Origin of the sequence: Ancylobacter radicis (assembly GCF_018449475.1) — a bacterium.
Classification (GTDB): Bacteria; Pseudomonadota; Alphaproteobacteria; order Rhizobiales; family Xanthobacteraceae; genus Ancylobacter; species Ancylobacter radicis.
Map to the genome: position 1 here is coordinate 811,328 of NZ_JAHCQH010000015.1, position 26,279 is coordinate 837,606.

Here is a 26,279-nt window from a genome sequence, read left to right on the forward strand (position 1 = left end):
CCTCAGCATGACGGCGTTGTATGCCGAAGAACAGAGGTCGTCATCCTGAGGTGCCCGGCCCCCGGCCGGGCCTCGAAGGACGCAGGCATCTGCCCGGAGCGCCCCCTCAGCCCCGCAGCGCCTTCCATACCAGCTCGGCGGCGGCGAGGTCCTCGATGGCGGTGCCGACCGACTTGAACAGCGTGATCTCGTCCGGCCCGCCGCGCCCCGGCACGATCCCGCCGATCAGCTCGAACAGGTCGCCCTGCACCCCGTTCGGTCCCAGCACACCGGAGGCCAGCGGCACGACGATGTCGCCCGCTTCCTTGCCGGCCCCGGCACGGGTGTCGACATAGACCCGCGACCGGCGGATCGCCTCGTCATCGGCCTCGCGCATGGTGGGGGTGAAGCCGCCGACCAGATCGACATGCTGGCCGGGCACGAGATAGCGCCCCTCGACCAGCGGCTCGCCCGAGAGCGTGGCGGAACTGACAATGTCGGCCTGCGCGATCGCCGTGCCGCGATCGGCCTCGGCGCGGGCGTCGAAGCCCTCCGCCCGCAGCGTCTGCGCCAGAGCTTCGGCCCGCTCCAGCGTGCGGTTCCAGATGGTGACGGTGCGAATCGGCCGGACGCTGGCATGGGCGCGGGCGAGATAGGGCGCCAGCGCCCCGGCGCCGATCAGGGTCAGCCGTGAGGCATCCGCCCGGGCCAGATAGCGCGCGGCCAGCGCCGAGGCGGCGGCGGTGCGCCAGACGGTGAGCGCCCGGCCGTCCATCACCGCCAGCGGCGCGCCGGTGGCGGCGGAATTCAGCACATAGAGCCCGATCACGCTGTCGAGCCCGCGCGCATTGTTGCCGGGAAAGACCGAGACGAGCTTGGTGCCCATCACGTCATCCTCGGTGCCATCCGCGCTCCAGGCCGGCATCAGCAGCAGCGTGCCGTCGCCCTCGGGGCGCTCGACATGGTGATGATGGCGCACCGGCGTGACGATGCGGCGCCGGAAGGCGGCCTCCAGCGCGTCGATCAGGGCGGGGAAGGTGAGCAGGCCGGCGATCTCGCCGGCCGAAACGAAACGCAGATCGTCCATCAGTCCGCTATCATGTTGCCGTCACGCCGCCGTGCGGCGGTCGGTCAGCGCCGGGGTGGCGGGGCCGGAGGCGAGCGCGAGGCCCGGCCCGCGCGGCGCGGTCGGCGCCGCGTTGCGGGTGGCGAGGCTGGCGCGCAGCTCCTCCGCCTGCTGGGTGGCGCGGCGCGCCTCCCGGCCGTTGCGGCGGGCGGCACGGCGGTAGCGGCCCTGATTGAACCACACGCTCAGCCCGCCGATCACCACGCCGAGAATCAGCGCGCCGAACACGACCAGGAACAGCGGCAGGTCCACCGTCCAGTTGCCGCCGAACGGATCGACCACCAGCCCGACCTTCTGGCGGTTCGCCACCGCGAGCATGACCAGCCCGACCGAGAGCGGCAGGACGATGACGACCATCAGGATACGGCGCAGCAAGACGAAACTCCCGGAAGGTTGCGACAGGGCGGTTTATTCGAGATCGACGCCATCATTGAGGCGTTCGCGCATCTCCTTGCCCGTCTTGAAATAGGGCACGGCCTTGCCGTCGACAGCCACATGCGCGCCGGTGCGCGGATTGCGGCCGGTGCGCGGCGGGCGCGCCTTGACGGAGAACGCGCCGAAGCCGCGCAGTTCGACGCGATCGCCGCGCGCCAGCGCCGCGACGATTTCGTCGAGAATCGCATTCACGATGTTCTCGACGTCGCGCTGGTAGAGATGCGGATTGGCTTCGGCAATCCGCTGTACGAGTTCGGACTTGATCATCGACGCCCCGGCCCCTTTTTGTTTTCGGCTCGTCGGAAATCCAAAAACATCATATTTTGGAAAATCTTGGCCCCGTCTAGCCGCCCCGAGGGTGCCAGAGGGCCAACAGACCGTCAAGGCGGGCCTGCGCGGCAACATCGCTTGCCGAACGCAGCACGGCGGTAGCCAGTTCCTCAAGCCCGATCAGCGACATAGCCCCCACCACCATACCCTTGAGCCAGCCGAACTCGTCGCCGGCGCGCCGCGTGTGCCAGGCCCGCACCGGCAGATCCTTGGAAACGCCGCGCTCGCGGGCCAGCCAGTCGCGCGCGGTGCGCTCGTCGCCGATCTCGTCGATCAGCCGCAAAGGCAGCGCCTGATGGCCGGTGAAGACCCGTCCGTCGGCGGCCTCAGCGAGCTTGTCGCCGGTGATCAGCCGGCGCTCGGACACCAGATCCTTGAACCAGCCATAGCTGTCCTCGACCAGCGAGCGCACCGCGGCGCGGGCATCCTCGCTCGGCGGATCGAACATGTTCGGCGCGGCCTTCAGCGGACTCGACTTGATCTCCTCATAGGAGATGCCGACCGTCTTCATCAGCTCGGCGAAATTGGGAAACTGGAAGATCACGCCGATCGAGCCGACCAGCGAATTGCGCGGCGCGATGATGTGGTCGGCGCCGAGAGCGGCGATATAGGCGCCCGAGGCCGCCATGCCGTCGACCACCGCCACCACTGGCTTCTTGGCGGCAAGGCGCCGCAGCCCGTCATAGAGCGCGGCCGAGCCGACCACCGTGCCGCCGGGGCTGTCGATCGACAGGATCACCGCCTTGGCGCCCGATGTGCCGATCTCCTCCAGAAGCTCCAGACGCTCGCGCTCATTGCGGATGATGCCGCCGATCGTCACCCGCGCCACATGCGGCGCGGCGCCCGGCAGGAACTCGCCATCGCTCCACCAGGCGAACAGCGCCACCCCGGCGCCGAGCAGCAGGACAAAGGCGAAGCTGCGCCAGACCAGCAGCTTGCGCCGCAGCCGGCGCCGGGCGAGCAGCTCGTCCACCTCGATCGCGCCAAATGCCATCTCGCCGACTCCCGATGTCCGCCCGCCTGGGGGCGAGACAGGGGTAAAGCCCGCCCGCACCCGGCGCAAGGCGGGAAAAGCCGCAGCCGGGCAGCACGCCTCCCGCGCCAGGCGCCCCCGTCAGCCGCCATGCTTTTCCAGAAACGCCTCGATGGGCAGCGCGCGGAAATCGTCAAGCGCCGCCCGCAGCCGGGCATGGTCCCAGTCCCACCAGCCGAGCGCCTGCAAACGGGCGCCGATGGCGGCGGGAAAGCGCGCCCGCACGGGCTTGGCGGGCACCCCGGCGACGATGGTGTAGGGCGCGACATCCTTGCTCACCACCGCGCCGGCCGCCACCACCGCGCCGTCCCCGATGCTCCGACCGGGCAGAATGATCGCGCCATGGCCGATCCACACATCATGGCCGATGGTCACGCCCTGCGCGCGGCGCCAGTCGAAAAACGCCGGCTCGTCCTGCGCGTCGTCGAAATAGGCCGAGGCACGGTAGGTGAAATGCGACTGGCTGGCCCGTTCCATCGGGTGGTTGCCGGGATTGATCCGGGTCATCGCGGCGATCGAGGTGAACTTGCCGATCCGCGCATAGGCGATGTCGGAATCGTTCACCACATAGGAATAATCGCCCAGCTCCACCTCCAGCAGAAGGGTGCGCGGGCCGACCTCGGTGTAGCGCCCGAGCCGGCAGCGGGTGATGTGCGCGGCAGGGTCAATAGCCGGCTCAATACCGAGTTTCGCCATGGTCGGCTCCCGAAGGGCAGGGGTCAGCTTCCGAACGGATAGCGGGCGAGCAGGCGGAACGGGCCGTCGTCCTGCCGGTACAGCGCGATCTCGGAGACGATCAGCGGCCCGTCGGCGCCACAGGCGGTGAAATGCTCGATCAGCTCGGCCTCGGCGAGGGCGCGCTCCTCATCCTCCAGCGGGCCGGTGAGCGTCATGTGGAAACGGAAATCGTCGAGCACGTAAGGGTAGCCCCAGCGGTCGAGATAGTCCTTCTGCCGGGCGGTGAGCGGGGCGCGCAGGCGCTTCTCGCGCTCCGCCTCGTTCATCGGCGCCCGGAAGTCATCGAAAGCGGCGACCGCCCCGGCCGCCAGCCGGTCCAGCGCGGCACTGGGCGAGACCGGCTTCAGCGCGATGAAGCGGCTGATCGCGGCGACCTTCACCCCCGCGCAGGCAAAGCGCGCGCGGTCGCCGGCAAAGCGCCGGCACACCGCCCGCAGCTCCGTCTCGGTGCGCCCTTCGGCGAGGCGGAAAGGCGCCTTCAGCGTGCCGTGGAAACCATAGCGGCGCGGCTCCGTGGTGATCTCGCGCCAGCGCGCGGCATCGAAACGGCGCAGCGGCGGCGGGGCGCAGTCCTGCCCGGTCTCCGCGTCATAGCCGATGACGGAAGCGCCGAAACGCCAGAGCGGGCTCTGCGCCGGCGGGGCGTAATAAAGCGCGTAGCGGGGCTGGGACATGGCGGTCTTCAGAACACCCGGCGGCCGGCGAGGAACACCTCGCCTACCACCGGCGTGTCGTCGACGAGTCGGAAGCGCAGCAGGTCGGCCCGCAGCCCCTCGGCCAGCCGGCCGCGATCGTCGAGCCGGGCCAGACGGGCGGGGGCGGCGGTCACCAGCGCCAGCGCCTCGGCCAGCGCCAGGCCGGGCGTGCGGGTCAGCGCGATGGCCGCCTGCAACAGGCTGGCCGGCACATAGTCGGAGGCCAGCGCGTCGAGCAGCCCCTCGCCCGCGAGGTCGCGCATCGACACGCCGCCGGAATGCGAGCCGCCGCGCACCACATTCGGCGCCCCGCCAATGGTAGCGAGGCCCGCCTGGTGCGCCGCGCGGGCCGCTTCCAGCGTGGTCGGGAATTCGGAAATGGTGCAGCCCGCCGCCCGCGCCTCGTCGACATGGGCCGGCGTCGTGTCGTCATGGCTGGAAAGCACGATGCCGGAGGCGGAAAACAGCGCGACCATGCGGTCGTAATTGCCGGCCACCGCGCCGCGCGCCCGCTCGATCCGATCCGCCACCTCGCGGTCGAGATCGGCGCCGCCCTTGCCGATGCCGGAGAGATAGACCTTGAGGTGCTCGACATTGCGCCATTGCCGCGTGCCAGGCGTGTGGTCCATCAGCGAGGCCAGCGCCAGCGTCGGGCGCCCGAGCGCCGCGTCGACCAGCTCGGGCAGGCCGTGATCGGTCAGCTCGCAGCGCAGATGGATGCGGTGATCGACGCGGAACAGGCCGCGCGCGGTGCCCTGGTCGACCGCGTCCAGCATTACCTCATAGAGCGCGCGCCGGTCGGCCTTGGCCTGGTCGAAGCCGCCGGCGCAGATCGCATCATAGACGGTGGTGACGCCCGAGCCGGCCATCTGCGCGTCATGGGCGAGCGCGGCGGCCCGCGCATCCGGCCAGATCACCTTGGGGCGCGGCACGAAATGGCCTTCCAGCGCGTCAGTATGCAGGTCGATCAGGCCGGGCGCGAGAAAATCACCGCCGCAGTCGATCGCGCCGGGGATATGCGAGCGGCCCTCGTCGAGGGTGCGGATAACGCCGTTCTCATGGACCAGCGTGCCATCGACGACACGGTCCTCCAGAACGAGGCGGGCATGGGTCAGAACGGTTTCCATCGGCCCGCCTCTCGCATGTTGATGTGACCGTTCCGTGAAATTTCGCGCGATGTTTGTCCTGCCGAGCCGGGCCCGGCGCGCCGCCCTCACACCCCCGCCGCCCCGCCATCGGCGCGCGGGTCGTGGGTGCCTTCGAAGCCGCTGCGGCCGGGATGGAACACCACCGCCCCGGCATGGCCAAGCCTGTCCGAAACGCCCGGCCCCAGAGGCTCGATCTCATGGCCGGCACGCTCCAGCCGCTCGGCCAACGCGCCGTCGAAGCCGTGTTCCAGCTTGAGCGAGGTGGAATCGGAGCCCCAGCTTCGCCCGAGCAGCCAACGCGGGCGCGCCACCGCCGCCCCGAGCGGGACACCGAACAGCGCGTAGCGGCTCAGCACCGCCGCATTGGTCTGCGGCTGGCCTTCCCCGCCCATGCAGCCAAAGGCGACGACGCGCCCATCCGCCAGTTCCGCGAGCACCGGGTTGAGCGTGTGGAACGGCCGCCGGCCGGGCTCCAGCGGGTTGGTCGCGCGCGGATCGAGCGAGAAGCTGCTGCCGCGATTCTGCATGAGAACCCCCGTGCCCGGCAGCACCAGCCCGGAGCCGAACTCCCAGTAGATCGACTGGATATAGGACACCGTGGTGCCGTGCCGGTCGGCCGCGCCGAGCCAGATCGTGTCGCCCGGCGCGCCCTTGTGCGGCCAGGGCGCGGCGCGGCCCATGTCGATGGCGGCGACCTCGCGCTCCAGCGCCGTGTCGGTGAGGAAATCGGCGGGATCGACGGTCAGCCGGGAGGCATCCGTCACCACCCGGTCGCGTACCAGAAAGGCCCGCTTGGTGGCCTCGATCAGCCCGTGCACATGGGCGAGGCTCTCCGGCTGCTTGACGCCCAGCTTGGCGAACAGAGCGAGGATCATCAGCGTCGCCAGCCCCTGGGTCGGCGGCGGCGAGCCCCAGAGCCGCAGCGTCGGCAGGGCGACGGTGAGCGGCGGGCAGCGCAGCGCGCGGTAGCCGGCGATGTCGGCGCGCGTCACCGGGCTGCCGGCGCGTTCCAGGTCCGTGGCGATCTCGCGCCCCACATCGCCGCGATAGAAATCCTCCAGTCCGGCCCGGCCGAGCTGCTCCAGCGTGTCGGCGAGGCGCCCCTGCCGCAGCAGCGCGCCCTGCGCCGGCACCGTCCCGTCGGCGGCCAGGAAGACCTCGGCAAAACCGGGGACGGCGGCAAGCTCGTCCTTCTTCAGCGCGGTGAGCCGGTGCTGCGAGGCGCTGACCGGGGAGCCGGCGCGGGCATGGTCGAGCGCCGCCTCCAGCAGCCGACGGACCGGCATCCGCCCGCCCAGCGCGCGCGCCGTCTCCAGCGCCAGCGTCCAGCCGCCGACCTGTCCGGGCACGGTGAGCGCGGCGAGCGGCCCGCGCACGGGCACCTCGTCATAGCCGCGCTCGCGGTAGAAGGCGCGGCTCGCCTTCGCCCCCGCGGGACCCGCCGCCTCGATATAGGCGACGCGGCCCTTGGCATCGCGGATCAGCCAGAAGCCGTCACCGCCGAGATGGTTCATGTGCGGGTAGACCACGGCGATGGCGGCGGCGGCGGCGAGCGCGGCCTCCACCGCATTGCCGCCCTCTTCCAGCACGGCGCGGCCGGCCTCGGTCGCCAGATGATGCGGGCTTGCCACCATGCCGGCGCCGGCACGCACGCTCTCGTGAACGTCCCCGTGACCCATGCCTGTTCTCCCCTGCGGTGGCGTGCGCTTGACCCGCGCGTCGCGGCATAGCAGTTTGCCGGCCGCCGAATAAGACGGAACGAGAATGATGAGCACGGGCCGACGCATCCGCTGGGACAATGTGAGCACGGTGATCAGCGCCGCGATCCTGCTCGGCGCCGAGCTGATCGGCGCCGGCCTCGCCGCCGGCTGGGCGATCGCCGCGCTGTTCGACGCCAGCCTGGCGTGGGAGCTGGCCTTTGAGGGCGTGTTCGCCCTGCTCGCCCTCTACGGCGTCTATCGTTTCGTGATGAAGGCGAAGTCGGTCGAGCCCTTCGTCGAGGGCTGACGCCCCAGCGGGGCGGACCATCCGGCCCTGGCAGAACGGTGCGGGCCGAATCAGGCCCCGCGCGGAGAGCGACGCCGGCGGGCGCGCCGCGATGGCGGGAATACAGATCGCCCCCGGCTCCACCGTCGACTACCGCTTGATTTATGAGCACGCGGAAATTGCAGGCTTAGGGCAGAAAAACTGCCCTACCCGCTTGCATGTGACAGTAGAACTCCATACATCCCGCCTTGCCCAATATTCGCACGTGCCTGTGGTCGCGTGCCGATCGGCGGAAGTCCGGACAAGAGGCCGGAAAATCGCCAGTCAGATCGGTAGCCGGAGGCGAAACCGGCGCACCTCGCTCTCAGCGGGGAACGTGACTTGAAGCAACGACGTAGCGGGCTTTTTTGGTCTCTGTCGGCCCTCCAAAGGTCGGGAAACTGAAGAGGCACTACTTCTTGCCGGGCGTGCGGTCGGGTTTCCCGTACCAAGCGAAGGCATCGAACAAACGTTTGCGCTCTCCACATGCGCCAGCGATTGCATTCGTGCCACGGCTCCATTCCATCCGGCCTTGCGGCAAAACCGTGCGGCCGGCGAACGGATGCGCATTCTCGCCATACCTGCGGCCCACTGGCGCCGCGGGCGGGTGTTCGCATCTCTGGGTCCTTGCTTCGGGTCTGTGGAGAGCGCCATGACCGACCGTATTCGCGAATTTCTGCGTAACCGACGCGAGGATGGTCCCTGCGTCGTCGTCGATCTCGATGTCGTGCGGGCGAACTACGCCGCCTTTGCGCGCGCTTTGCCCGACACCCGCGTGTTCTACGCGGTGAAGGCCAATCCCGATGCGGCCGTGCTGAACGCGCTGGCCGAGATGGGCTCGTGCTTCGATTGCGCCTCGGTCAACGAGATCCTGATGGTTCTCGCCACCGGCGCCACCGCCGAGCGCATCTCCTTCGGCAACACCATCAAGAAGGAGCGCGACGTGGCGCGCGCCTTCGAGCTGGGTGTGCGCCTGTTCGCCGTCGACAGCGTGGAAGAGGTCGAGAAGATCGCCCGCGTCGCCGCCGGCGCCAAGGTGTTCTGCCGCATCCTGTGCGACGGCGCCGGCGCCGAATGGCCGCTCTCGCGCAAGTTCGGCTGCGAGCCGGAGATGGCGGTGGACGTGCTGGAGCACGCGCATCGCCTCGGCCTCGAAGCCCATGGCGTGTCGTTCCATGTCGGCTCCCAGCAGAAGAATGTCGATGCGTGGGATTCCGCGCTGGCCTCGGCCGCGGCGATCTTCAATGCCTGCGCCGAGCGGGGTTTCTCGCTCTCGCTGGTCAATATGGGCGGTGGTTTCCCGGCCAAGTACCTGCAGGACGTGCCGGCCGCCGAAGCCTATGGCGAGGCAATCTTCCGCGCCCTGTCGCGTCACTTCGGCAATGTCATCCCGCAGACCATCATCGAGCCGGGTCGCGGCATGGTTGGCGCGGCCGGCCTGATCGAGGCCGAGGTCGTGCTGATCTCGAAGAAGTCGGAGACCGACGCGGTGCGTTGGGTCTATCTCGACATCGGCAAGTTCGGCGGTCTCGCCGAGACGATGGACGAGGCGATCCGCTACCCGATCGTGACGCCGCATGACGGCGACGCGACCGAGCCCTGCGTGCTCGCCGGCCCGACCTGCGATTCGGCCGACGTGCTCTACGAGAAGACCCCGGTCATGCTGCCGGTGTCGCTCGCCATTGGCGACAAGGTGCTCATCGAAGCGACCGGCGCCTACACCACCACCTATTCGGCGGTGGCGTTCAACGGCTTCGAACCGCTGCGATCCTACGTGATCTGAGCGGCCCTTTCAGACACCCCTGTCAAACGCCCCTCATGGCCGGGCTCGACCCGGCCATCCAGCCTTCCGCCGACGGATCGGCTGAATCACCGGGATCAACCCCGGCGGTTGAGGGCGCGCGCGACGCCGAGCGCCTTTCACAATTCCCTTTCCTCTTTTTCCCGGCAAAGCCGGGTTTTGGAGGCCGCCATGGCTCTTGTCTCCGCACACGCCGTCGCTTCTGTCGCCCCCCTCAACACCGTTGCCACGCCCGCGATCTCGCTGGAGCGTCCGGCCGACCTCGCCCAGCGCGAGGCGCTGCTCGATCTCGCCTTCGGCCGCGCCGCCCGGCTGGCCAAGACCTCCGAGCGCCTGCGCGAGGGCCGCAAGCCGGCTGACGGGCTGGCCTTCGCCGCCCATGGCGCGGATGGCCGTGTCATCGGCACGCTGCGCCTGTGGCATGTCGCGGCCGGTCCGGGCCGTCCGGCGCTGCTGCTCGGCCCGCTGGCGATCCATCCCTGGTTCCGCGACCGGGGCCTCGGCAAGGCGATGATGACCACCGCCATCAACGAGGCCGCGCGCCTCGGCCATGGCGCCATCCTGCTGGTCGGCGACGCGCCCTATTATGCGCGCTTCGGCTTCGACGTGGCGCTGACCGAAGGCCTGTGGCTGCCCGGCGCCTTCGAACGCTCGCGCTTCCTCGGGCTGGAGCTGAAGGCGGGCGCGCTCAGCGGCGCGCGCGGCCTCGTCAGCCCGACCGGCGCGCCGGTCGAGGCGCCGAGCCTCACCGACCTGATCGCCCGCGAGAGCGATGCCGGCGCGCTGAAGCGCAGCGCCTGAGTATCGACCGACACATCGATGAAGGACCGGGCCACGCCCGGTCCTGACGGGCCACTCTCCCGATTTCCCATCGGAGGGGCAAGGCGTGCCCCACGTTCTCCCGCCCTCACCGGCGCGGATCGAGCGCGCGGCGCCCGCCCCTCCGCTCCCATCGGACGGGATGGGGTCGAGCTTGCGGGTTCCCCGGCCTCCCCCGCCGGGTCAGAACTCGACGTCGAGCTCCTCCATCTCGTCCGGTTCCACCAGCGCCTGCGCGGTCCAGTCGCGCAGCGGCGCGAAGGCCAGCATGGTCTGGCAATAGGCCGCGCTCACCGGCTCCAGCGGCACGTCATAGGTGCGGAAGCGCGTGCAGACCGGGGCGTACATCGCGTCCGCCACGGTCGGCGCGGTGCCGAACAGATACGGCCCGCCATAGGTCTTCAGGCACTCGCGCCAGATCGCGACGATGCGCAAGATGTCGCCCTGTGCCCCCGCCCAGACCTTGAAGCCGGGATGATGCGCCTTGAGGCTCATCGGCAGCGCCGAGCGCAGATTGGCGAAGCCCGAATGCATTTCGCCGGAAATGGCGCGGCAATGGGCCCGTGCTGCGCGATCCTTGGGCAGCAGCCCCGCCTCCGGGAACAGCTCGTTGAGATATTCGGCGATGGCCAGCGTGTCCCAGATGCGCATCCCCTCATGATCGAGGCGCGGCACGAGGAAGGAGGAGGACTGGAGCAGCAGCTCGGCGCGGATGCTCGGATCATCCGCCGAGACGCGCGCTTCCTCGAAATCGATGCCGGCCATGCGGCACAGCAGATAGCCGCGCAGCGACCAGGAGGAGTAGTTCTTGCTGGAGATCGTCAGCACCGCCTTCGGCGCCGCTTTGATCCTGGGTGCGCCAGCTTTTGCCGCACCCGCCTTTGCCGCGCCGGCCTTTGCAGCACTGGCTTTCGCGGGACCTGCCTTGGCAGCACTGGCTTTGGCCGGGCGGACCCTGGCGGGCGTGTCGGTCGGCGCGGGCATGGCAAGCGTCCTGTGTCGGGGGCCGTCGGCAGGCGCGAACGGCGTCGAGGCGGGCGAAGGATGGATGCCCCGGAGGCAAACACTATTCGTGCCATCCCTGATGACAGGCCGGGACCGTCCCGCGCGCCATCGGCCGCAACCGGTCCGGCACGCCGCTTGCCCGTAGCCCGGTGAGCCGCCGCCGATACGGCCTGCCGGATGTTTTTCCTGTCGCGGGCGAGGCGGGGACGCGCTAGCGTTGCCGACCGCCTGATCTGCACCTTGCCGACCCTGCCTTGCCGACCCTGCCTTGCCGCCCCCGCCTCGCCGAACCTGACACGCCGCGCCGACCCGCCTTCCGCCTCTATCCCCGCCCCGAGGGCGCCCCCGCGAGCCGTGCGTGAACCCGCCCATGAACCGCCCATGATGTATGCCGCCTATCAGGCCCAGGCCGATCTGTTCGATCCGATGCGCGCCGCCGCCCGCATGTCGCGCCGGCTGCTCGACACGACGCTGGGCGCGGCATTCGGCGACACGGTGCTGCTGCGCAACCTCTCGGCCGCCTTCGAGATGATCGAGCGCGCCGGGCTCAGCCATGCCCGCCCCTCCTTCGGGGTGGATCAGGTGATGGTCGGCAATCGCGAGGTCGAGGTGCGCGAGGAGGTGGCGGCGGAACTGCCATTCGGCCGGCTGATCCATTTCGCCAAGGATATCGAGCAGGCCCAGCCCCGCCTCCTCGTCGTCGCCCCGCTCTCGGGCCATTTCGCGACCCTGCTGCAGGACACGGTGAAGACCCTGCTGCCGGAGAACGACGTCTACATCACCGACTGGCTGAACGCCCGCGACGTGCCGCTCAGCGCCGGCGCCTTCGGCTTCGACGATTATGTCGCCCATGTCATCGGCTTCCTGGAGGCGATCGGGCCGGGCGCCCATGTGCTCGCGGTGTGCCAGCCCTGCGTGCAGGTGCTCGCCGCCAGCGCGGTGATGGCGCAGCAGGACAACCCGGCCCAGCCGCTGTCGATGACGCTGATGGCCGGGCCGGTCGACACCCGCATCAGCCCGACCAAGGTCAACGAACTCGCCACCTCGAAGCCGCTCGACTGGTTCGAGCAGAACCTAATCGCCACCGTGCCGCCGGGCTTCGCCGGCTCCGGGCGGCGGGTCTATCCCGGCTTCGTGCAGGTCGGCGCCTTCATGGCGATGAACATGGAGCGGCATGTGAAGGCGCATGTCGAGCTGTTCGAGAACCTCTCCATGGGCGAGCACGAGAAGGCGCGCACCACCAAGGCCTTCTATGACGAGTATTTCGCCGTGCTCGACCTCGCCGCCGAATTCTATCTGGAGACCATCCGCATCGTCTTCCAGGAGCACGACCTGCCGCGCGGCGTGCTGACCTATCGCGGCGAGCGGGTGGATTTCCGCGCCATCCGCCGCACCGCGCTGCTCACCGTGGAAGGCGAGCGCGACGACATCTGCGCCGTCGGCCAGACCATGGCGGCGCAGGACATCTGCACCAGCCTGCGCCCGCATCTGCGCCGCCACCACATGCAGGCCGGCGTCGGCCATTACGGCGTGTTCTCGGGCCGGCGCTGGAAGGGCCAGGTCTACCCGCTGGTGCGCAACCACATCCTCGCCAGCGACGCCTGAGCGGGGCTCACGGCTGACCGGCAGGCGAGGGGCGGCCCGTCCTGTGTCCTTCGAGGCCCGAGGCAAGCCTCGGGCACCTCAGGATGACGACACGCCGCGACAGCCGCCTCAACCGGATTCCTCTGCCCTGTCGCCGTCATGCTGAGGTGCGAGCGCAGAGAGCCTCGAAGCACGCAGGGGCCTGGGGAATGGGATGGTCTTACCTCTCCCCGTCGGGGAGAGGTTGCCGCGCAGCAGCGGGTGAGGGCCTTCATGGCCCGGCCCAGGTTTCATCTGCAACGCAACTGCGCCCCCGTCACGCGCCCGTCACCATTGACGCGGCAGGCTTGGCTCCGCATGGTGCGCGCCGCCAATCTTTCCCCTTGAGAACAAAGGAGTCCCCCCGAGAATGTCAGTCTGGCCGGTCTACGGAAAAATCGACGGTCCCATCGTGATGATCGGCTTCGGCTCGATCGGTCGCGGTACCCTGCCGCTTCTGGAACGGCATTTCGATTTCGACAAGGAACGCCTGACCGTCATCGATCCGGTGGACGATCACCGCGCCCTGCTCGATGAGCGCGGCATCCGCTTCCTCCAGCTCGCCATCACCCGGGAGAATTACCGCGAGGTGCTCGGCCCGCTGCTCACCACGGGCGGGCGCGGCTTCGTGATCAATCTCTCGGTCGATACCGGCTCGGTCGACCTGATGAATTTCGCCCGCGAATGCGGCGCGCTCTATATCGACACGGTGGTCGAGCCCTGGCTCGGCTTCTATTTCGACAAGGACGCCAGCCCCGCCAGCCGCTCCAATTACGCGCTGCGCGAATCCATGCTGAAGGCCAAGCGCGACAATCCCGGCGGGCTGACCGCGGTGTCCTGCTGCGGCGCCAATCCCGGCATGGTCTCCTGGTTCGTCAAGCAGGCGGTGATCGACATCGCCACCGACACCGGTCTCGATGTCGAGACACCCACCAGCCGCGAGGGCTGGGCGGCGCTGATGCAGCGCGTCGGCGTCAAGGGCATCCACATCGCCGAGCGCGACACCCAGCGCGCCCGCGACCCGCGCCCGTTCGGCACCTTCGTCAACACCTGGTCGGTCGAGGGCTTCGTCTCGGAAGGCCTGCAGCCGGCCGAACTCGGCTGGGGCACCCATGAAAAATGGATGCCGGCCAATGGCCACACCCATAATTTCGGCTCCGGCGCGGCGATCTATCTGATGCAGCCGGGCGCCGCCACCAAGGTACGCACCTGGTGCCCGAGCCTCGGCGCCCAGCACGGTTTCCTCGTCACCCATAACGAGTCGATCTCGATCGCCGACTATTTCACCGTGCGCAATGGCGCGCAGGTCGCCTACCGCCCGACCTGCCACTATGCCTACCATCCCTGCAACGACGCGCTGGTGTCGTGGCACGAGATGTTCGGCAATGAGGGCAAGTTCTCCGGCGACTGGAGCATCCTGACCGAGCACGAGATCGTCGACGGGCGCGACGAACTCGGCGTGCTGCTTTATGGCCATGCCAAGAACGCCTATTGGTTCGGCTCGCAGCTCACCATCGAGGAAGCGCGCAACCTCGCCCCCTACCAGACCGCGACCGGGCTTCAGGTCACCTCGGCCGTGCTGGCCGGCATGGTGTGGGCGCTGGAAAACCCGCAGGCCGGCATCGTCGAGACCGACGAGATGGACTTCCGCCGCTGCCTCGACATCCAGAAGCCCTATCTCGGCACGGTGAAGGGCTATTACACCGACTGGACCCCGCTGGACGGCCGCCCCGGCCTGTTCCCCGAGGATCTCGACGAGACCGACCCCTGGCAGTTCCGCAACGTGCTGGTGCGCTGAGGGGCACGCCCCTCACGCCCGTCACCTCCACGCCATCGCCGCGCCGGTCAATCTTCCGGCGCGCCGATGGTGAGGCAGCGTTGGCGCGCGGCTTCCAGCCCCTGCGCCACCGCTGCCGGCAGCCCGGCGGCCTGCATCGCCGCGAGCCCCGCCGCCGTGGTGCCGGCATAGTCCAGCATCTCCTGCACGAAAGCGGCCGGCGGACGCTCTGAATCCGCCATCAGCGTGCCGGCGGCGCGGAACAGCTGCGCCACCGCGCGCCGCGCCGTGTCGGGCGCCACACCCTGGCTTTGCGCATATTCCTGCATGCACTGCGCGACATAGGCGACGAAGCCCGGCACCGGCCCGGTCACCGCGGTGAACACGTCCATCTGGCTTTCCTCCGGCACCTCGTCGGTGAGGCCGCAGGCGTCGAACACAGCGCGCGTCACCGCCCGGTCGGCGTCGGACAGGCCCGGCGCATAAAAGGGCGAATAGGCCATCCCACTCTGCGCCGCCGGGTTCGACATCGCCCGCACCCGCCGGGGCGAGCCGCTGATCGTGGCAAGCTGCGCGAGGGTGACGCCCGCCATCACCGAAATCACCAGACGCCCGCCCGCCGCGAGCCGCAGCGCCCGCCCCGCCATTGGGGGCAGCGCCAGCAGCAGCGTGTCGCAGCCCTGCGCCACCGCCTGCGGATCGGCGGTCCATACGATGCCCGCGACCTCAGCCATCGGGCCCGCCGGCCCGGAGCGGGTGCAGATGGTCAGCCGCAACGGCGGCACCACGCCCGCGCGCAGCAGCGCCCCGGCGATCGCCCCACCAAGCTGGCCGCAGCCGATGAGCCCAAGGCGTCCCGGCACCGTGTCGTCCGTCATCGTTCCACCTCGTCCCATTCTCCGGCTGGCCGCGCCGCTTCTCCACCAATACAACGTCATGGCCGTCCCCGGACATGATCCGGGGATCAGACCCGGTCATCCACGACGTGGGACGGGCGTGCGCGGAAGACGTGGATCCCCGGGTCAAGCCCGGGGATGACGGGGAGGTGGGTTGCCCCACACGCCGCCATCCCAACAGCCGCAGGCCGAGCCGCATCTCCACCAACACAACGTCATGACCGTCCCCCGGACATGATCCGGGGATCAGACCCGGCCATCCACGAGTTGGGACGGGCGCGCGCGTAAAACGTGGATCCCCGGGTCAAGCCCGGGGATGACAGGGCGGGAATGACATTGAGCCGGGATGACGGGGCGCAGATGGCGCGCCCACTCTGGCGCCGGGCGCGGGGGTGCCTAGATAAGGCCCGATCCTTCCTCCCACCGGAGCCACCATGTCCGATCTCTCCGCCTTCCCGATCGCCACCCGCTGGCCCGCCACGCACCCGGACCGGCTCCAGCTCTATTCCTTCCCCACGCCGAACGGCGTGAAGATCTCCATCCTGCTGGAGGAAACCGGCCTGCCCTATGAGGCGCACACCATCAATATCGGCAAGGACGAGACCTGGACGCCGGAATTCCTGGCGCTCAACCCCAATGGCAAGATCCCCGCCATCCTCGATCCGAACGGGCCGGGCGGAAAGCCGCTCGCTTTGTTCGAAAGCGGCGCGATCCTGATCTACCTCGCGGAGAAGACCGGACAGTTCCTGCCGAGCGACCCGGCCGCGCGCATCGAGACCATCCAGTGGGTGATGTGGCAGATGGCCGGGCTCGGGCCGATGTTCGGGCAGCTCGGCTTCTTCCACAAATTCGCCGGCGCGGCCTATGAGGACAAGCGCCCGCGCGACCGCTACGCCAAGGAGAGCGCCCGCCTCATCCGCGTGCTGGAGGACCGGCTCAACGGGCGCGACTGGATCATGGGCGCGGACTACACCATCGCCGACATGGCGTGCCTCGGCTGGGTGCGCAACCTGATCGGCTTTTACGGCGCGGCCGATCTCGTCGCCTATCAGGAACTGACCCATGTGCCGGCCTGGCTGGCGCGCGGCCTCGCCCGTCCCGCCGTGCAGCGCGGTCTGGAAATCCCCCCGCGCCCGTGATGCGTAGAAGCACGAGGTGACAACCCGCTCGCCCGGCTGTGATGGCAGGGCGGGCGTTTTCGCCTATAAGCTCGGGGAAAGCGGCCCGCCGGAATGCGGGCCCGGGGACGAAGGGTTTTTCGATGAACAAGATCGTTCCGGTGCCGGCCGGCACCGTCGCCGCACAGCCGGGCGCGGGCACGCACCTTCCCGCCGGCCATCCGCCGGTGAAGGTCGGCAAGATCGGCGTGCTCATCGTCAATCTCGGCACCCCGGATGGCACCGATTACTGGTCGATGCGCCGCTACCTCAAGGAGTTCCTCTCCGACCGCCGGGTGATCGAGGTCAACCGCGTGCTCTGGTGGTTCATCCTCAACGTCATCATTCTGTCGATCCGCCCGCAGGCCAAGGGCAAGGATTACGCGACGATCTGGAACAATGAGCGCAATGAGGGCCCGCTGCGCACCATCACCCGCTCGCAGGCCGAGCAGCTGACCGCCCGCATCGGCCCGCTGGACGACCGCCTCGTGGTCGACTGGGCGATGCGCTATGGCAACCCGTCCGTCGCCTCGCGCATCGAGGCGCTGCAGCAGCAGGGTTGCGACCGGCTGCTGCTGGTGCCGCTCTACCCGCAATATGCCGCCGCCACTTCCGCCACCGTCGCCGATGCCGCCTTTGACGCGCTGAAGAAGATGCGCTGGCAGCCGGTGCTGCGCGTCGCCGCGCCCTGGCCGGACGAGCCGGCCTATATCGAGGCGCTGGCCAATTCGATCACCACGGAACTGGCCGGGCTGGACTGGGAGCCGGAGCTGGTCATCGCCTCCTTCCACGGCATTCCGAAGGAATATTTCGACAAGGGCGATCCCTATCACTGCTATTGCTACAAGACCGCGCGGCTGGTGCGCGAGAGGCTCGGCTGGCCCGAGGGCAAGCTGAAGGTCACCTTCCAGTCGCGCTTCGGCAAGGCGGAATGGCTGCAGCCCTATACCGACAAGACCATCGAGGCGCTGGCCCAGTCCGGCGTGAAGAAGATCGCCGTCATCACCCCCGGCTTCGTCGCCGATTGTCTCGAGACGCTGGAAGAGATCGCCGGCGAGAATGCCGAGATCTTCCACCATGCCGGCGGCGAGAAGTTCCACTTCATCCCCTGCCTGAATGATTCCGAGGGCGGCATGAACACGCTGGAAGCCGTGGTGAAGCGCGAGCTGCGCGGCTGGGCGGAGATCGGCTGAGGGGCGAAGCCGTCATCCCGGACGGCCTCCACCTCACGCGGCGTCATGGCCGTCCCCGGACGTGATCCGGGGATCAGACCCGGCCATCCACGCCTTTGGTCGGGCGCGCGAGGGAAAGTCGTGGATCCTCGGGCCAAGCCCGAGGATGACGGCGGGGATGGGAGACGACGCGGCCCGCCATCCTGAGGCGCCCGGCGCCGCCGGGCCTCGAAGGACGCAGGCCGCCCCGGATGAGCGTCATCCCGGCCGAGCGCCGGGATCGCCCACCATCGCGAACATCGCCCACCTTTCACCCGCGAAACCTGATTTGTTTTGCCCGCGCGCGCGTTCCCGCCGATGCAGGGTGCCCCCGCGACAGCCGGAGAGCGCCCATGACCCTTCCGACGCCGATTCCGACGCCCATCGCCCACGCCGCCGATACCCGCACTGAAATGCAGAAAATGCTCGCCGGCGCGCTCTATCACGCCGCCGACCCGGAGATTCAGGCGGCGCAGGAAGCCAGCTTCGCCTGGATGGCCCGCTATAATGGCGCGCTCGGGGCCCCGCAGGCGGTGCGCGACGCGCTGCTGGCCGAGCGGCTCGGCGCGGTCGGCGAAGGCGCGGTGATCCGCCCGCCCTTCCATTGCGATTACGGCTTCAACATCCGGCTCGGCGCCGGCGTGTTCCTCAATTTCAACTGCGTGGTACTGGACGTGGTCGCGGTGACCATCGGCGACAAAACGCAGATCGGGCCGGGCGTGCAGATCCTCACCGCCGACCATCCGCGCGATCCCGCCACCCGCGCCACCGGGCTGGAATTCGGCCGCCCGGTCCGCATCGGCGCCAATGTGTGGATCGGCGCGGGCGCCATCCTGCTGCCGGGCGTCACGGTGGGCGACGACGCGCTGATCGGTGCCGGCGCCGTCGTCACCCGCGACGTGCCGGCCGGCGCGACGGTGGTCGGCAACCCCGCGCGGGCGCGCTGAGGGCAGCGGGGAACCCGCGCCCCTCCCATCCGTTGCCCCCTGACAGCCCCAGGGAGGACGCGCCATGATCGACTCCAACGGTATCGACCCCAACGGTATCGACCCGACCACGCCCGAGCCCGGCGGGCCGGATATTCCCCCGCCGGTCGAAAGCCCGGACCGCCCGCCGACCCCGGTCGAGGCGCCCGACCTGCCCGGCAACGGCCCGGACATTCCCCCGCCCGGCCCGGACATGCCGGAAATCATGCCCGGCGACACCCCGCCGGAAATCGCCCCGGACATCACCCCGCCGCCGATGGGCGACCCGCCGACGCGGATGTGAGCCTCACGAGGCCGCGCGCCAATTCCCCTCAACACCGTCATGACCGGGCCTGACCCGGCCATCTACGTCTTTGGCCGGGGCGCCGCGCGAGGAAACCGTGGATCCCCGGATCAAGTCCGGGGATGACGGCGCGGGGACTGACGACACGGGATGGGCAATGACGCGCCCCGTCATGCTGAGGCGCCGGCCGGCAGGCCGGCCTCGAAGCACGCAGCCCCCCCCAAAAAACAAGACAGCCGGCGTGTCGCCACGCCGGCTGTTCTCTCGGCGCCAATTCCCCTCAACGCCGTCATGGCCGGGCTTGACCCGGCCATCCACGACTTCTCGCTTCCCGCCGCGAGCCCGGCCCACGTCGTGGATCCCCGGGTCAAGCCCGGGGATGACGGCGGGAGCTTCCTGCCCGTTTCGCGGAAAAGCGATGCAGCAGAGCATCGCCGATCCGGGAACGGGTCCGCGTCAAATCTTATCGAAAAGCGCCAGCAACTCGTCGCAAAGGGCCGCAAGGTCGCGCAACATGCGAATGACCATCAACCCGCGATCGAGCCAGCGCCAAGCGCGTTCGCGCATGGCATACCTCTATGCTCGGTGTACCGTTGGGTGATGGCATGGACGGCGAATCCAAACCGTGGCTGACGAAGCTCATTTAGCGCCGCTGACGTCGCCGGCTCTATAGCACAGAACACCCCCCAAAACAAAACGGCCGGCGTGTCGCCACGCCGGCCGTTCCATCTGGTGCTGGTCACCGGAAGGCGGCGGGGCGGGGCCCCGTCGCTTTCGGTGCGATCAGCCGATCGAGACGCCGATCAGTCGGCCTTCTCGGAGGCCTTCTTGAGCGCGGCGCCCAGGATGTCGCCGAGCGAAGCGCCCGAGTCCTGCGAGCCGAACTGCGCCACGGCTTCCTTCTCCTCGGCGATTTCCAGCGCCTTGATGGAGACCTGAACCTTGCGCGCCTTGCGGTCGAACAGGGTGACGCGGGCGTCGAACTTCTCGCCCACGGCGAAGCGGTCAGGACGCTGGTCGCCGCGATCGCGGGCCAGTTCCGAACGCTTGACGAAGGTGGTCATGTCGGAGCCGGCGATCTTCACTTCGACGCCGCCATCCTTCACGTCGATCACTTCGCAGGTGACGATGACGCCCTTGCGCAGTTCGCCCGAGTCCTGGAAGGGGTCGCCGGCAAGCTGCTTCACGCCGAGCGAGATGCGCTCCTTCTCGACATCCACGTCGAGAACGACCGCCTTGATCACGTCGCCCTTCTTGAACTCGTCGATGACCTGCTCGCCCGGACGGTTCCAGTCGAGGTCCGAGAGATGGACCATGCCGTCGACATCGCCGTCGAGACCCAGGAACAGACCGAACTCGGTCTTGTTCTTGACTTCGCCCTCGACGGTGGCGCCGGCCGGATACTTCTCGGCGAAGGCATCCCACGGATTCTGCAGGGTCTGCTTGAGGCCCAGCGAGATGCGGCGCTTGACCGGATCCACCTCGAGGATCGCCACTTCCACTTCCTGCGAGGTGGCGACGATCTTGCCGGGATGGACGTTCTTCTTGGTCCAGCTCATCTCGGAAACGTGGATGAGGCCCTCGATCCCCGGCTCCAGCTCGACGAACGCGCCGTAGTCGGTGATGTTGGTGACGCGACCCTTGAAGCGGGCCTGCACCGGGTACTTGGCCTCGATGCCCTCCCACGGATCGCCGAGGAGCTGCTTCATGCCGAGCGAGATGCGGTGCGTCTCGTGGTTGATCTTGATGATCTTCACCTTGACCGTCTGGCCGATGTTCAGCACTTCGGTCGGGTGATTCACGCGGCGCCAGGCGATGTCGGTGACATGCAGCAGGCCGTCAATGCCGCCGAGATCAACGAACGCACCGTAATCGGTGATGTTCTTGACCACGCCGTCGATGACCTGACCCTCTTCGAGGTTCTGCACCAGCTCGTGACGCTGCTCGGCGCGGGTCTCTTCGAGAACCGTGCGGCGCGACACGACGATGTTGCCGCGGCGGCGATCCATCTTGAGGATCTGGAACGGCTGCGGGTTGTGCATCAGCGGGCCGACGTCGCGGATCGGGCGGATGTCGACCTGCGAGCGCGGCAGGAAGGCCACAGCGCCGTCGAGGTCGACGGTGAAGCCGCCCTTGACCTGGTTGAAGATCACGCCGGTGACCTTCTCCTGCGCGTTGAACGCCTTTTCGAGGCGGACCCAGCTCTCTTCGCGGCGGGCCTTGTCGCGCGACAGGACGGCTTCGCCGAGCGCATTTTCGACGCGCTCGAGATAGACCTCGACTTCGTCACCCACCTTGATGGGGTCTTCGCGGCCGGGGCCGGCGAATTCGCGCAGCGCCACGCGGCCTTCGGTCTTCAGGCCGATGTCGATGATCGCGAGATCCTTCTCGATCGCGACGACAATGCCCTTGACCACCGAGCCTTCGGCCGGCTCGGTCAGGTTGAAGCTCTCTTCGAGCATCGCGGCGAAATCATCGCGCGCGGCGCTGAGGGTTTGAGTAGCGGACATCAAGACTCCATGTTGCCAATGCGCCGGTGCGGGTTGGGGTCGCCTCGCTCGTCGCGGGCCCCGGGACCTGGCAGTTCCCGGAGCAGCCCCCTTGCGGGGACCCGGCGCAATGGCCGTGACGGTCGAGGCGTCTTCATAAGGTCCGGTGCCCGCGCCTTGAAGGCGGCGCGGCATCACCAGGACCGGGAAACGCGGTACATGTCCCCTGTCGCACGGCAGCGCCCTCAGGCGGGCTGCAAGGTAGCGGCAAGGCTCGTGAGCGAGCTTGCGGGCGCAATGTGCGACGGGGCGGGCTGGCCTCCAGAAGCGGGAGACGCGCATCCCGCTCTCCCGGCCCGCCCGGCTGCCGCTCATTACATGGGCGCCCGGACGCGCGATGCCATAGCGCAAGGGCAGGCTTCTGGCAAGGCGCGAGACCGTGATCGCGCCGTGGCGGGCGCCTTTCCGGGCCGGGTGCCGCCAGACTTGCCGACGACGACAGGATGATCGCGTGTTAGTATGAAAGTGCATGAATTTTCGACCGGTCGCCCGCGACCTCGCCCAGGAGACCGCGCCCCGTCCGCGGCTGCGGGGCGCGCGGGGGCTGTCCGGCAGTCGGGAGAGGCTCGGGTGAGACGCTGGCGCGGCCTGCTGCTCGCGGTCACGATCGTCGGCGTGGGCACCGCGGTGCCGCTGGCGGCGACGCTGCTCGCCTCCTGGCGCCTGGCGGTCGAAACCCGGCAGGACGCGCTGGAGCACCGGGCGCACGAGGTGCTGGCCCATGCCGAGGCGGTCTATGCCGAGGCGGCGGCGACGCTGCGCTCCATCGCCTCGACCGATTTCAGCACCTGCTCGCCGGGCCATGTGCGCTGGATGCGCGAGCTCGACCGCATCTCGCTGGTGGTCGACAACATCGCCTATGGCGCGCGCGAGATCGTCGAGTGCAACACGTTCGGTCCCATGATGCGGCGCATGGTGCTGTCCGAGATCGCCGAGCGGACGGTGGACGGCATCGGCCTCGTGGTCAACTGGAGCGCCTCCCATGTCGTCGACCGGCCGACCCTGATCATGAGTCTGGGCGGCCACCATGTGCTGGTGGACCAGCAGCGTTTCCTCGGCTTCCCGCACGGACACCTGCAGGCCGAGCTGCGTACCGCCGGCGGCATCCCGCTGGCGACGCGGCCTCCGTCGCGCTACCGCAGCGCCGTCCTGCTCGCCGCCGCGCCCGTCACCGCCGATCCGGTCCCGTCCGGCTCGGATGCCTCCGCTGGTGCCGCGGTGCCGGGGGCGGTCGCCGCCACTGACGAGGCGGAACCGCCCGAGCCGTCCCCGCCCCCGCTCACCGCCACCGCCGCCTCGCCGCGCTGGAAGGTGACGGTGCACGAGCCGCCGCTCGGCTTCCTCGCCCATATCGAGGGGCAGCGCCGGCTGCTGCTGCCGCTGGGCGCGGTGCTGGCGATCCTGTTCGCCGGCGCCTCGATCTGGATGCTGCGCCAGCGGCTCTCGCCGCGCGGCGAGTTGGCGGCGGCGGTGCGGCAGCGCGAATTCGTCGCCCATTACCAGCCGATCATCGAGCTTTCGACCGGGCGCTGCGTCGGGGCGGAGGCGCTGGTGCGCTGGCGCCGGCCGAACGGCCAGCTGGTGCGGCCGGACCTGTTCATCCCGCTCGCCGAGGAGACCGGCCTCATCCGCGCCATCACCGACCAGATGATCGGCGCGGTGATCGAGGATCTCGGCGCGGCGCTGGTGGCCGACCCGCGCCTGCACGTCGCCATCAACATCTGCGCCGAGGATCTCTCCACCGGGCGGGTGCTCGGCGTGCTGGAGGAGGCGCTGGCGGGCACCGGCATCTGCTCCAACCAGATCTGGCTGGAGGCGACCGAGCGCGGCTTCGTCGATATCGAGGGCACCCATGCGACGCTGGCCAAGGCCCGCGCGCGTGGCCATTTCATCGCCATCGACGATTTCGGCACCGGCTATTCCGGGCTGCGCTATCTCCAGCGCCTGCCGATCGACGCGCTGAAGATCGACAAGTCGTTCATCGACGTGGTCGGCACGGAAGCGCCGACCAGCCATGTGACCGAGCACATATTGGCGCTGGCCCGCGAGCTGCACCTCACCGTGGTCGCCGAAGGGGTGGAGCGGCCCGAGCAGGCCGACTATCTGCGCCAGAGCGGGGTGCAGATGGCGCAGGGCTGGCTGTTCTCCCGCGCCCTGCCGGCCGACGCCTATCTCGCCTTCTGCCGCATCAACCGCGCCCAATACGGCGCCCCCTGCAACGTCGTCCCGTTCCAGGCGGCGTGAGGGGGCGGCGCGAAAGGACTTGATCGATCCGCTAAATATTGCACAATTATCCGAACGTTGGGGGTCACATGCGTAGACGTGCTGAATTTCGTCCTTTTGGCTGGTTACATGACCTTCGAGTCCGTGAACAACTTGATTTGGAGCCTCCGTATCAGCGCAGAAGCGTTTGGCCAGAACGCTACAAAGTTGATTTTATAACCACAGTCCTTTTGGGATATCCCTGTCCTGCGATATTTTTATATGAAGAAATCAATATTAATGGATCATTTCTTTACAAAGTCGTAGACGGAAAACAGCGCCTAAGCTCTCTTTTTGATTTTGTCGACAATAAGATATCTGTCTCTGATGATTATCCAAACATGAACATGAGAGGAAAAATATTTGATGAACTAGACGATAATTCAAAACTAGAAGTTTGGCGCTATTCATTTTCTGTCGAATTCATTGAGCAAGAAAATGAAACACTAATTAATGACATTTTTAATAGAATAAATAAGAACGTCGCGAAGCTAACGGCTCAAGAGTTACGTCATGCGCGATTTTCGGGGATTTTCATTTCACAATGCGAGGATCTTTCTAACGAACTAGACACAATACTTTATCCAAATTTTCCTAATATTGCGCCTCAATCAAGGCGCCAGATGAAAGATGTAGAGAACTTGTCAACTATGCTTCTATTTTTGGAGCAAGGTGAACGCTCTTTGTCACAAACTGACATAGATAAAGCATATAGCGAGCGTGACGAAGAGTGGCTTAGTCAGTACGACACTATCGCGGAATTTCGTAGAAATATCGGTTACATAGCTGATATAATCCGACAAAATAATGGAAATTATATCACCTCGAGCAGACTTAGGAATCAGGCGGATTTTTATTCTCTTTTTGCAGCCGTTGTGGAATTAAACAGAGACGGTGGAGCACCTACACCAGACGTCGCTGCTACAAAACTGGCTCAGTGGATTTCTCGTCTTAAGCATGTTGAGTTAATGGCTGAGACTAACGATCAATACGCTGACGAGATCATGTATCTAGGTGCAGCTCGAGCTGCATCTAATGACGCGGGACCGAGGCGCATTCGTATCAACGCCATTAAGCGAGTGCTCGGAGCACCCTGATATGCGTACTTTGGAGCAAGCCTATGCTTCTTCATTAAAAATGATCGAGATAGTTGAAGGTCAAGCAAAAGAAGCATTGTCCGATTTTTGCAACAGTCGATCGTATATTCTCGTCAATCGGCTCAAGAATGTAGATTCAGTTAGAGATAAAATCGAGACCGGTCGTTATTCAAGCTTTTTGATGATTGACGATCTTATTGCATTCTCGATCATTATCGATACCTCTGCACAGACCAAGGACGTTATAAGTTATCTACGAAAAGCTTTTAAAGTAAAATCAATTAAATCTGGCAAAACCCTTATTGATGAACGAACTTTTGATTTCGACTGCCCTAGAGTTTATTGCTCACTTAATAGCAACCATTATAACGGAACTGGACTTAATGAAATAATATTCGAAATTCAAATAAGGACTATACTTCAACATGCATGGTCCAAAATTACACATCCTGTTGTGTATAAAGGCCATCAATTTGATCCTAGAGCGAGTCGATTAGCCGCCGAATTAATGGCGCACATTGAAAAAATCGACCGGACTTTTTCTAGATTCAAAACTGAATCTAGAAACGTCAAATATGTTGGCCGTTACGCTGCCATAGCAAGCAGTCGTATAACACAAAAAATAGACGAACTTATCTATGACGGAGTTATTCCTTCGGAGATGAGGCCAAAGAACGGCAAGAGATTAGGTGAAAATATATATAACTCTCTCATTGAGAAAAATAGAATTGACGCCGCAATAGGTGTAATTGATAATTTCTACCGCTCTCTTGGTTCAAAATTCCCGCGTTCTGTTTCATTATATCAATTAGCAATCGTTGCATTATATAATGCTAAACTTCTTGATTTGAAATCAAACAAAAAACGTTATTACGTTAGCTCAGAATTGACTTCATTATACCCTCAAATTGAAAAGATCAGAAATACTGTTGATATTTAGCTCTCCTCCCCGCCCGCACCACCGCCGCGACGCCCAGCAGGATCACTCCGGTCGCCAGCCCCACGGCGATCATGCCGGCGGGGGTGATGCGCGCGGTGGCGGACATAGTGAGCGCGCGGCCGAGGCGGATCTCGGCACTGGCCTTCATCTCCTCGGGATGGGCGGCGCGGGCCGGGCCTGATGGCGCCTCGCCCGGCGCGGGGCGCTCCCCGGCAGAAGACGCGCCTGTGCGAGAGGCGCCCGTAATCGTGGCGTCCAGAACCGGCACAGCGGGGGTGATCGAGCGGGATGGCGGGGTCATCATGGGGTCTCCCTGACCGCCGGGCGGTCACCCCATCATGCGCCCGAAACCCGGACGGGCGAA

At 66.9% G+C, this 26,279-nt stretch carries 24 protein-coding genes; 12 read left to right on the forward strand and 12 right to left on the reverse strand.

The annotated features are described in order from the left end of the window. Positions 1-106 precede the first annotated feature (106 nt). The 8 genes from lhpI to KIP89_RS09825 all read right to left on the reverse strand — a co-directional run bounded on the left by lhpI (position 107) and on the right by KIP89_RS09825 (position 7,163). On the reverse strand, positions 107-1,066 hold the full coding sequence (gene lhpI, locus KIP89_RS09790; protein WP_213755173.1) for a bifunctional Delta(1)-pyrroline-2-carboxylate/Delta(1)-piperideine-2-carboxylate reductase: 960 nt from the start codon (positions 1,064-1,066) through the stop codon (positions 107-109). A gap of 21 nt (positions 1,067-1,087) precedes the next feature. Further along, complete coding sequence (locus KIP89_RS09795) at positions 1,088-1,480, reverse strand: lipopolysaccharide assembly protein LapA domain-containing protein (protein WP_250152299.1); 393 nt, start codon at positions 1,478-1,480, stop codon at positions 1,088-1,090. A gap of 33 nt (positions 1,481-1,513) precedes the next feature. Continuing rightward, positions 1,514-1,807, reverse strand: a complete 294-nt coding sequence (gene ihfB, locus KIP89_RS09800) for an integration host factor subunit beta (protein WP_213755174.1) — start codon at positions 1,805-1,807, stop codon at positions 1,514-1,516. 76 nt (positions 1,808-1,883) lie between these two features. Continuing rightward, complete coding sequence (gene sppA, locus KIP89_RS09805; protein ID WP_213755175.1) at positions 1,884-2,864, reverse strand: signal peptide peptidase SppA; 981 nt, start codon at positions 2,862-2,864, stop codon at positions 1,884-1,886. Positions 2,865-2,984: 120 nt separating this feature from the next. After that, positions 2,985-3,599 (reverse strand): DapH/DapD/GlmU-related protein, encoded by a 615-nt coding sequence (locus tag KIP89_RS09810; RefSeq protein WP_213755176.1) that lies wholly within the window; start codon positions 3,597-3,599, stop codon positions 2,985-2,987. Positions 3,600-3,622: 23 nt separating this feature from the next. Then, on the reverse strand, positions 3,623-4,315 hold the full coding sequence (locus KIP89_RS09815) for a DUF1045 domain-containing protein (RefSeq protein WP_213755177.1): 693 nt from the start codon (positions 4,313-4,315) through the stop codon (positions 3,623-3,625). An 8-nt stretch (positions 4,316-4,323) separates the two neighbouring features. Next, the gene (locus KIP89_RS09820; protein WP_213755178.1) at positions 4,324-5,463 is read right to left on the reverse strand and encodes an alpha-D-ribose 1-methylphosphonate 5-triphosphate diphosphatase; all 1,140 of its coding nucleotides are present in this window, start codon (positions 5,461-5,463) and stop codon (positions 4,324-4,326) included. Positions 5,464-5,549: 86 nt separating this feature from the next. After that, entirely contained in the window at positions 5,550-7,163 is a 1,614-nt protein-coding gene (locus KIP89_RS09825) for a gamma-glutamyltransferase family protein (RefSeq protein ID WP_213755179.1), read from the reverse strand. An 85-nt stretch (positions 7,164-7,248) separates the two neighbouring features. On the opposite strand from KIP89_RS09825, the gene KIP89_RS09830 reads away from it, so the two are divergent. The 3 genes from KIP89_RS09830 (at position 7,249) to KIP89_RS09840 (ending at position 10,111) form a co-directional block, all read left to right on the forward strand. Beyond that, positions 7,249-7,491, forward strand: a complete 243-nt coding sequence (locus KIP89_RS09830; RefSeq protein WP_369807096.1) for a hypothetical protein — start codon at positions 7,249-7,251, stop codon at positions 7,489-7,491. A gap of 670 nt (positions 7,492-8,161) precedes the next feature. Next, positions 8,162-9,292: a type III PLP-dependent enzyme gene (locus KIP89_RS09835; RefSeq protein WP_213755180.1), complete on the forward strand. Its 1,131-nt coding sequence runs from the start codon at positions 8,162-8,164 to the stop codon at positions 9,290-9,292. 189 nt (positions 9,293-9,481) lie between these two features. Further along, a complete protein-coding gene (locus KIP89_RS09840) occupies positions 9,482-10,111 on the forward strand; it encodes a GNAT family N-acetyltransferase (protein WP_213755181.1) in 630 nt (209 codons plus the stop codon). A gap of 201 nt (positions 10,112-10,312) precedes the next feature. Here the strand turns inward: KIP89_RS09840 and KIP89_RS09845 are convergent, their stop codons facing one another. Next, on the reverse strand, positions 10,313-11,113 hold the full coding sequence (locus KIP89_RS09845) for a glutathione S-transferase family protein (RefSeq protein ID WP_213755182.1): 801 nt from the start codon (positions 11,111-11,113) through the stop codon (positions 10,313-10,315). A gap of 402 nt (positions 11,114-11,515) precedes the next feature. On the opposite strand from KIP89_RS09845, the gene KIP89_RS09850 reads away from it, so the two are divergent. Continuing rightward, positions 11,516-12,739, forward strand: a complete 1,224-nt coding sequence (locus KIP89_RS09850) for a polyhydroxyalkanoate depolymerase (RefSeq protein ID WP_213755183.1) — start codon at positions 11,516-11,518, stop codon at positions 12,737-12,739. Between the two features lie 388 nt (positions 12,740-13,127). After that, positions 13,128-14,555: a homospermidine synthase gene (locus tag KIP89_RS09855; protein WP_213755184.1), complete on the forward strand. Its 1,428-nt coding sequence runs from the start codon at positions 13,128-13,130 to the stop codon at positions 14,553-14,555. Positions 14,556-14,602: 47 nt separating this feature from the next. On the opposite strand, the gene KIP89_RS09860 is transcribed toward KIP89_RS09855, so the two are convergent. Then, on the reverse strand, positions 14,603-15,412 hold the full coding sequence (locus KIP89_RS09860; protein ID WP_213755185.1) for a pyrroline-5-carboxylate reductase family protein: 810 nt from the start codon (positions 15,410-15,412) through the stop codon (positions 14,603-14,605). Between the two features lie 452 nt (positions 15,413-15,864). Here KIP89_RS09860 and KIP89_RS09865 point away from each other — a divergent pair, with 452 nt between their 5' ends. The 4 genes from KIP89_RS09865 (at position 15,865) to KIP89_RS09880 (ending at position 19,067) form a co-directional block, all read left to right on the forward strand. Beyond that, positions 15,865-16,569, forward strand: a complete 705-nt coding sequence (locus tag KIP89_RS09865; protein WP_213755186.1) for a glutathione S-transferase N-terminal domain-containing protein — start codon at positions 15,865-15,867, stop codon at positions 16,567-16,569. Between the two features lie 122 nt (positions 16,570-16,691). Next, positions 16,692-17,780: a ferrochelatase gene (gene hemH, locus KIP89_RS09870; protein ID WP_213755187.1), complete on the forward strand. Its 1,089-nt coding sequence runs from the start codon at positions 16,692-16,694 to the stop codon at positions 17,778-17,780. A gap of 371 nt (positions 17,781-18,151) precedes the next feature. Continuing rightward, positions 18,152-18,745, forward strand: coding sequence for a sugar O-acetyltransferase (locus KIP89_RS09875; RefSeq protein WP_250152300.1), 594 nt, complete (start codon positions 18,152-18,154; stop codon positions 18,743-18,745). 64 nt (positions 18,746-18,809) lie between these two features. Further along, positions 18,810-19,067: a hypothetical protein gene (locus tag KIP89_RS09880; protein ID WP_213755188.1), complete on the forward strand. Its 258-nt coding sequence runs from the start codon at positions 18,810-18,812 to the stop codon at positions 19,065-19,067. 803 nt (positions 19,068-19,870) lie between these two features. Here KIP89_RS09880 and rpsA read toward each other — a convergent pair. After that, complete coding sequence (rpsA, locus tag KIP89_RS09885) at positions 19,871-21,577, reverse strand: 30S ribosomal protein S1 (protein WP_213755189.1); 1,707 nt, start codon at positions 21,575-21,577, stop codon at positions 19,871-19,873. 609 nt (positions 21,578-22,186) lie between these two features. Between rpsA and KIP89_RS09890 the strand changes: the two genes are divergently transcribed. The 3 genes from KIP89_RS09890 to KIP89_RS09900 all read left to right on the forward strand — a co-directional run bounded on the left by KIP89_RS09890 (position 22,187) and on the right by KIP89_RS09900 (position 25,915). Further along, the gene (locus tag KIP89_RS09890; RefSeq protein WP_213755190.1) at positions 22,187-23,860 is read left to right on the forward strand and encodes an EAL domain-containing protein; all 1,674 of its coding nucleotides are present in this window, start codon (positions 22,187-22,189) and stop codon (positions 23,858-23,860) included. 68 nt (positions 23,861-23,928) lie between these two features. Further along, on the forward strand, positions 23,929-24,975 hold the full coding sequence (locus KIP89_RS09895) for a DUF262 domain-containing protein (protein WP_213755191.1): 1,047 nt from the start codon (positions 23,929-23,931) through the stop codon (positions 24,973-24,975). Between the two features lies 1 nt (position 24,976). Beyond that, a complete protein-coding gene (locus tag KIP89_RS09900; RefSeq protein ID WP_213755192.1) occupies positions 24,977-25,915 on the forward strand; it encodes a RelA/SpoT domain-containing protein in 939 nt (312 codons plus the stop codon). Here the strand turns inward: KIP89_RS09900 and KIP89_RS09905 are convergent. Beyond that, entirely contained in the window at positions 25,893-26,219 is a 327-nt protein-coding gene (locus tag KIP89_RS09905) for a hypothetical protein (RefSeq protein ID WP_213755193.1), read from the reverse strand. The genes KIP89_RS09900 and KIP89_RS09905 overlap by 23 nt on opposite strands. Positions 26,220-26,279: the final 60 nt, after the last annotated feature.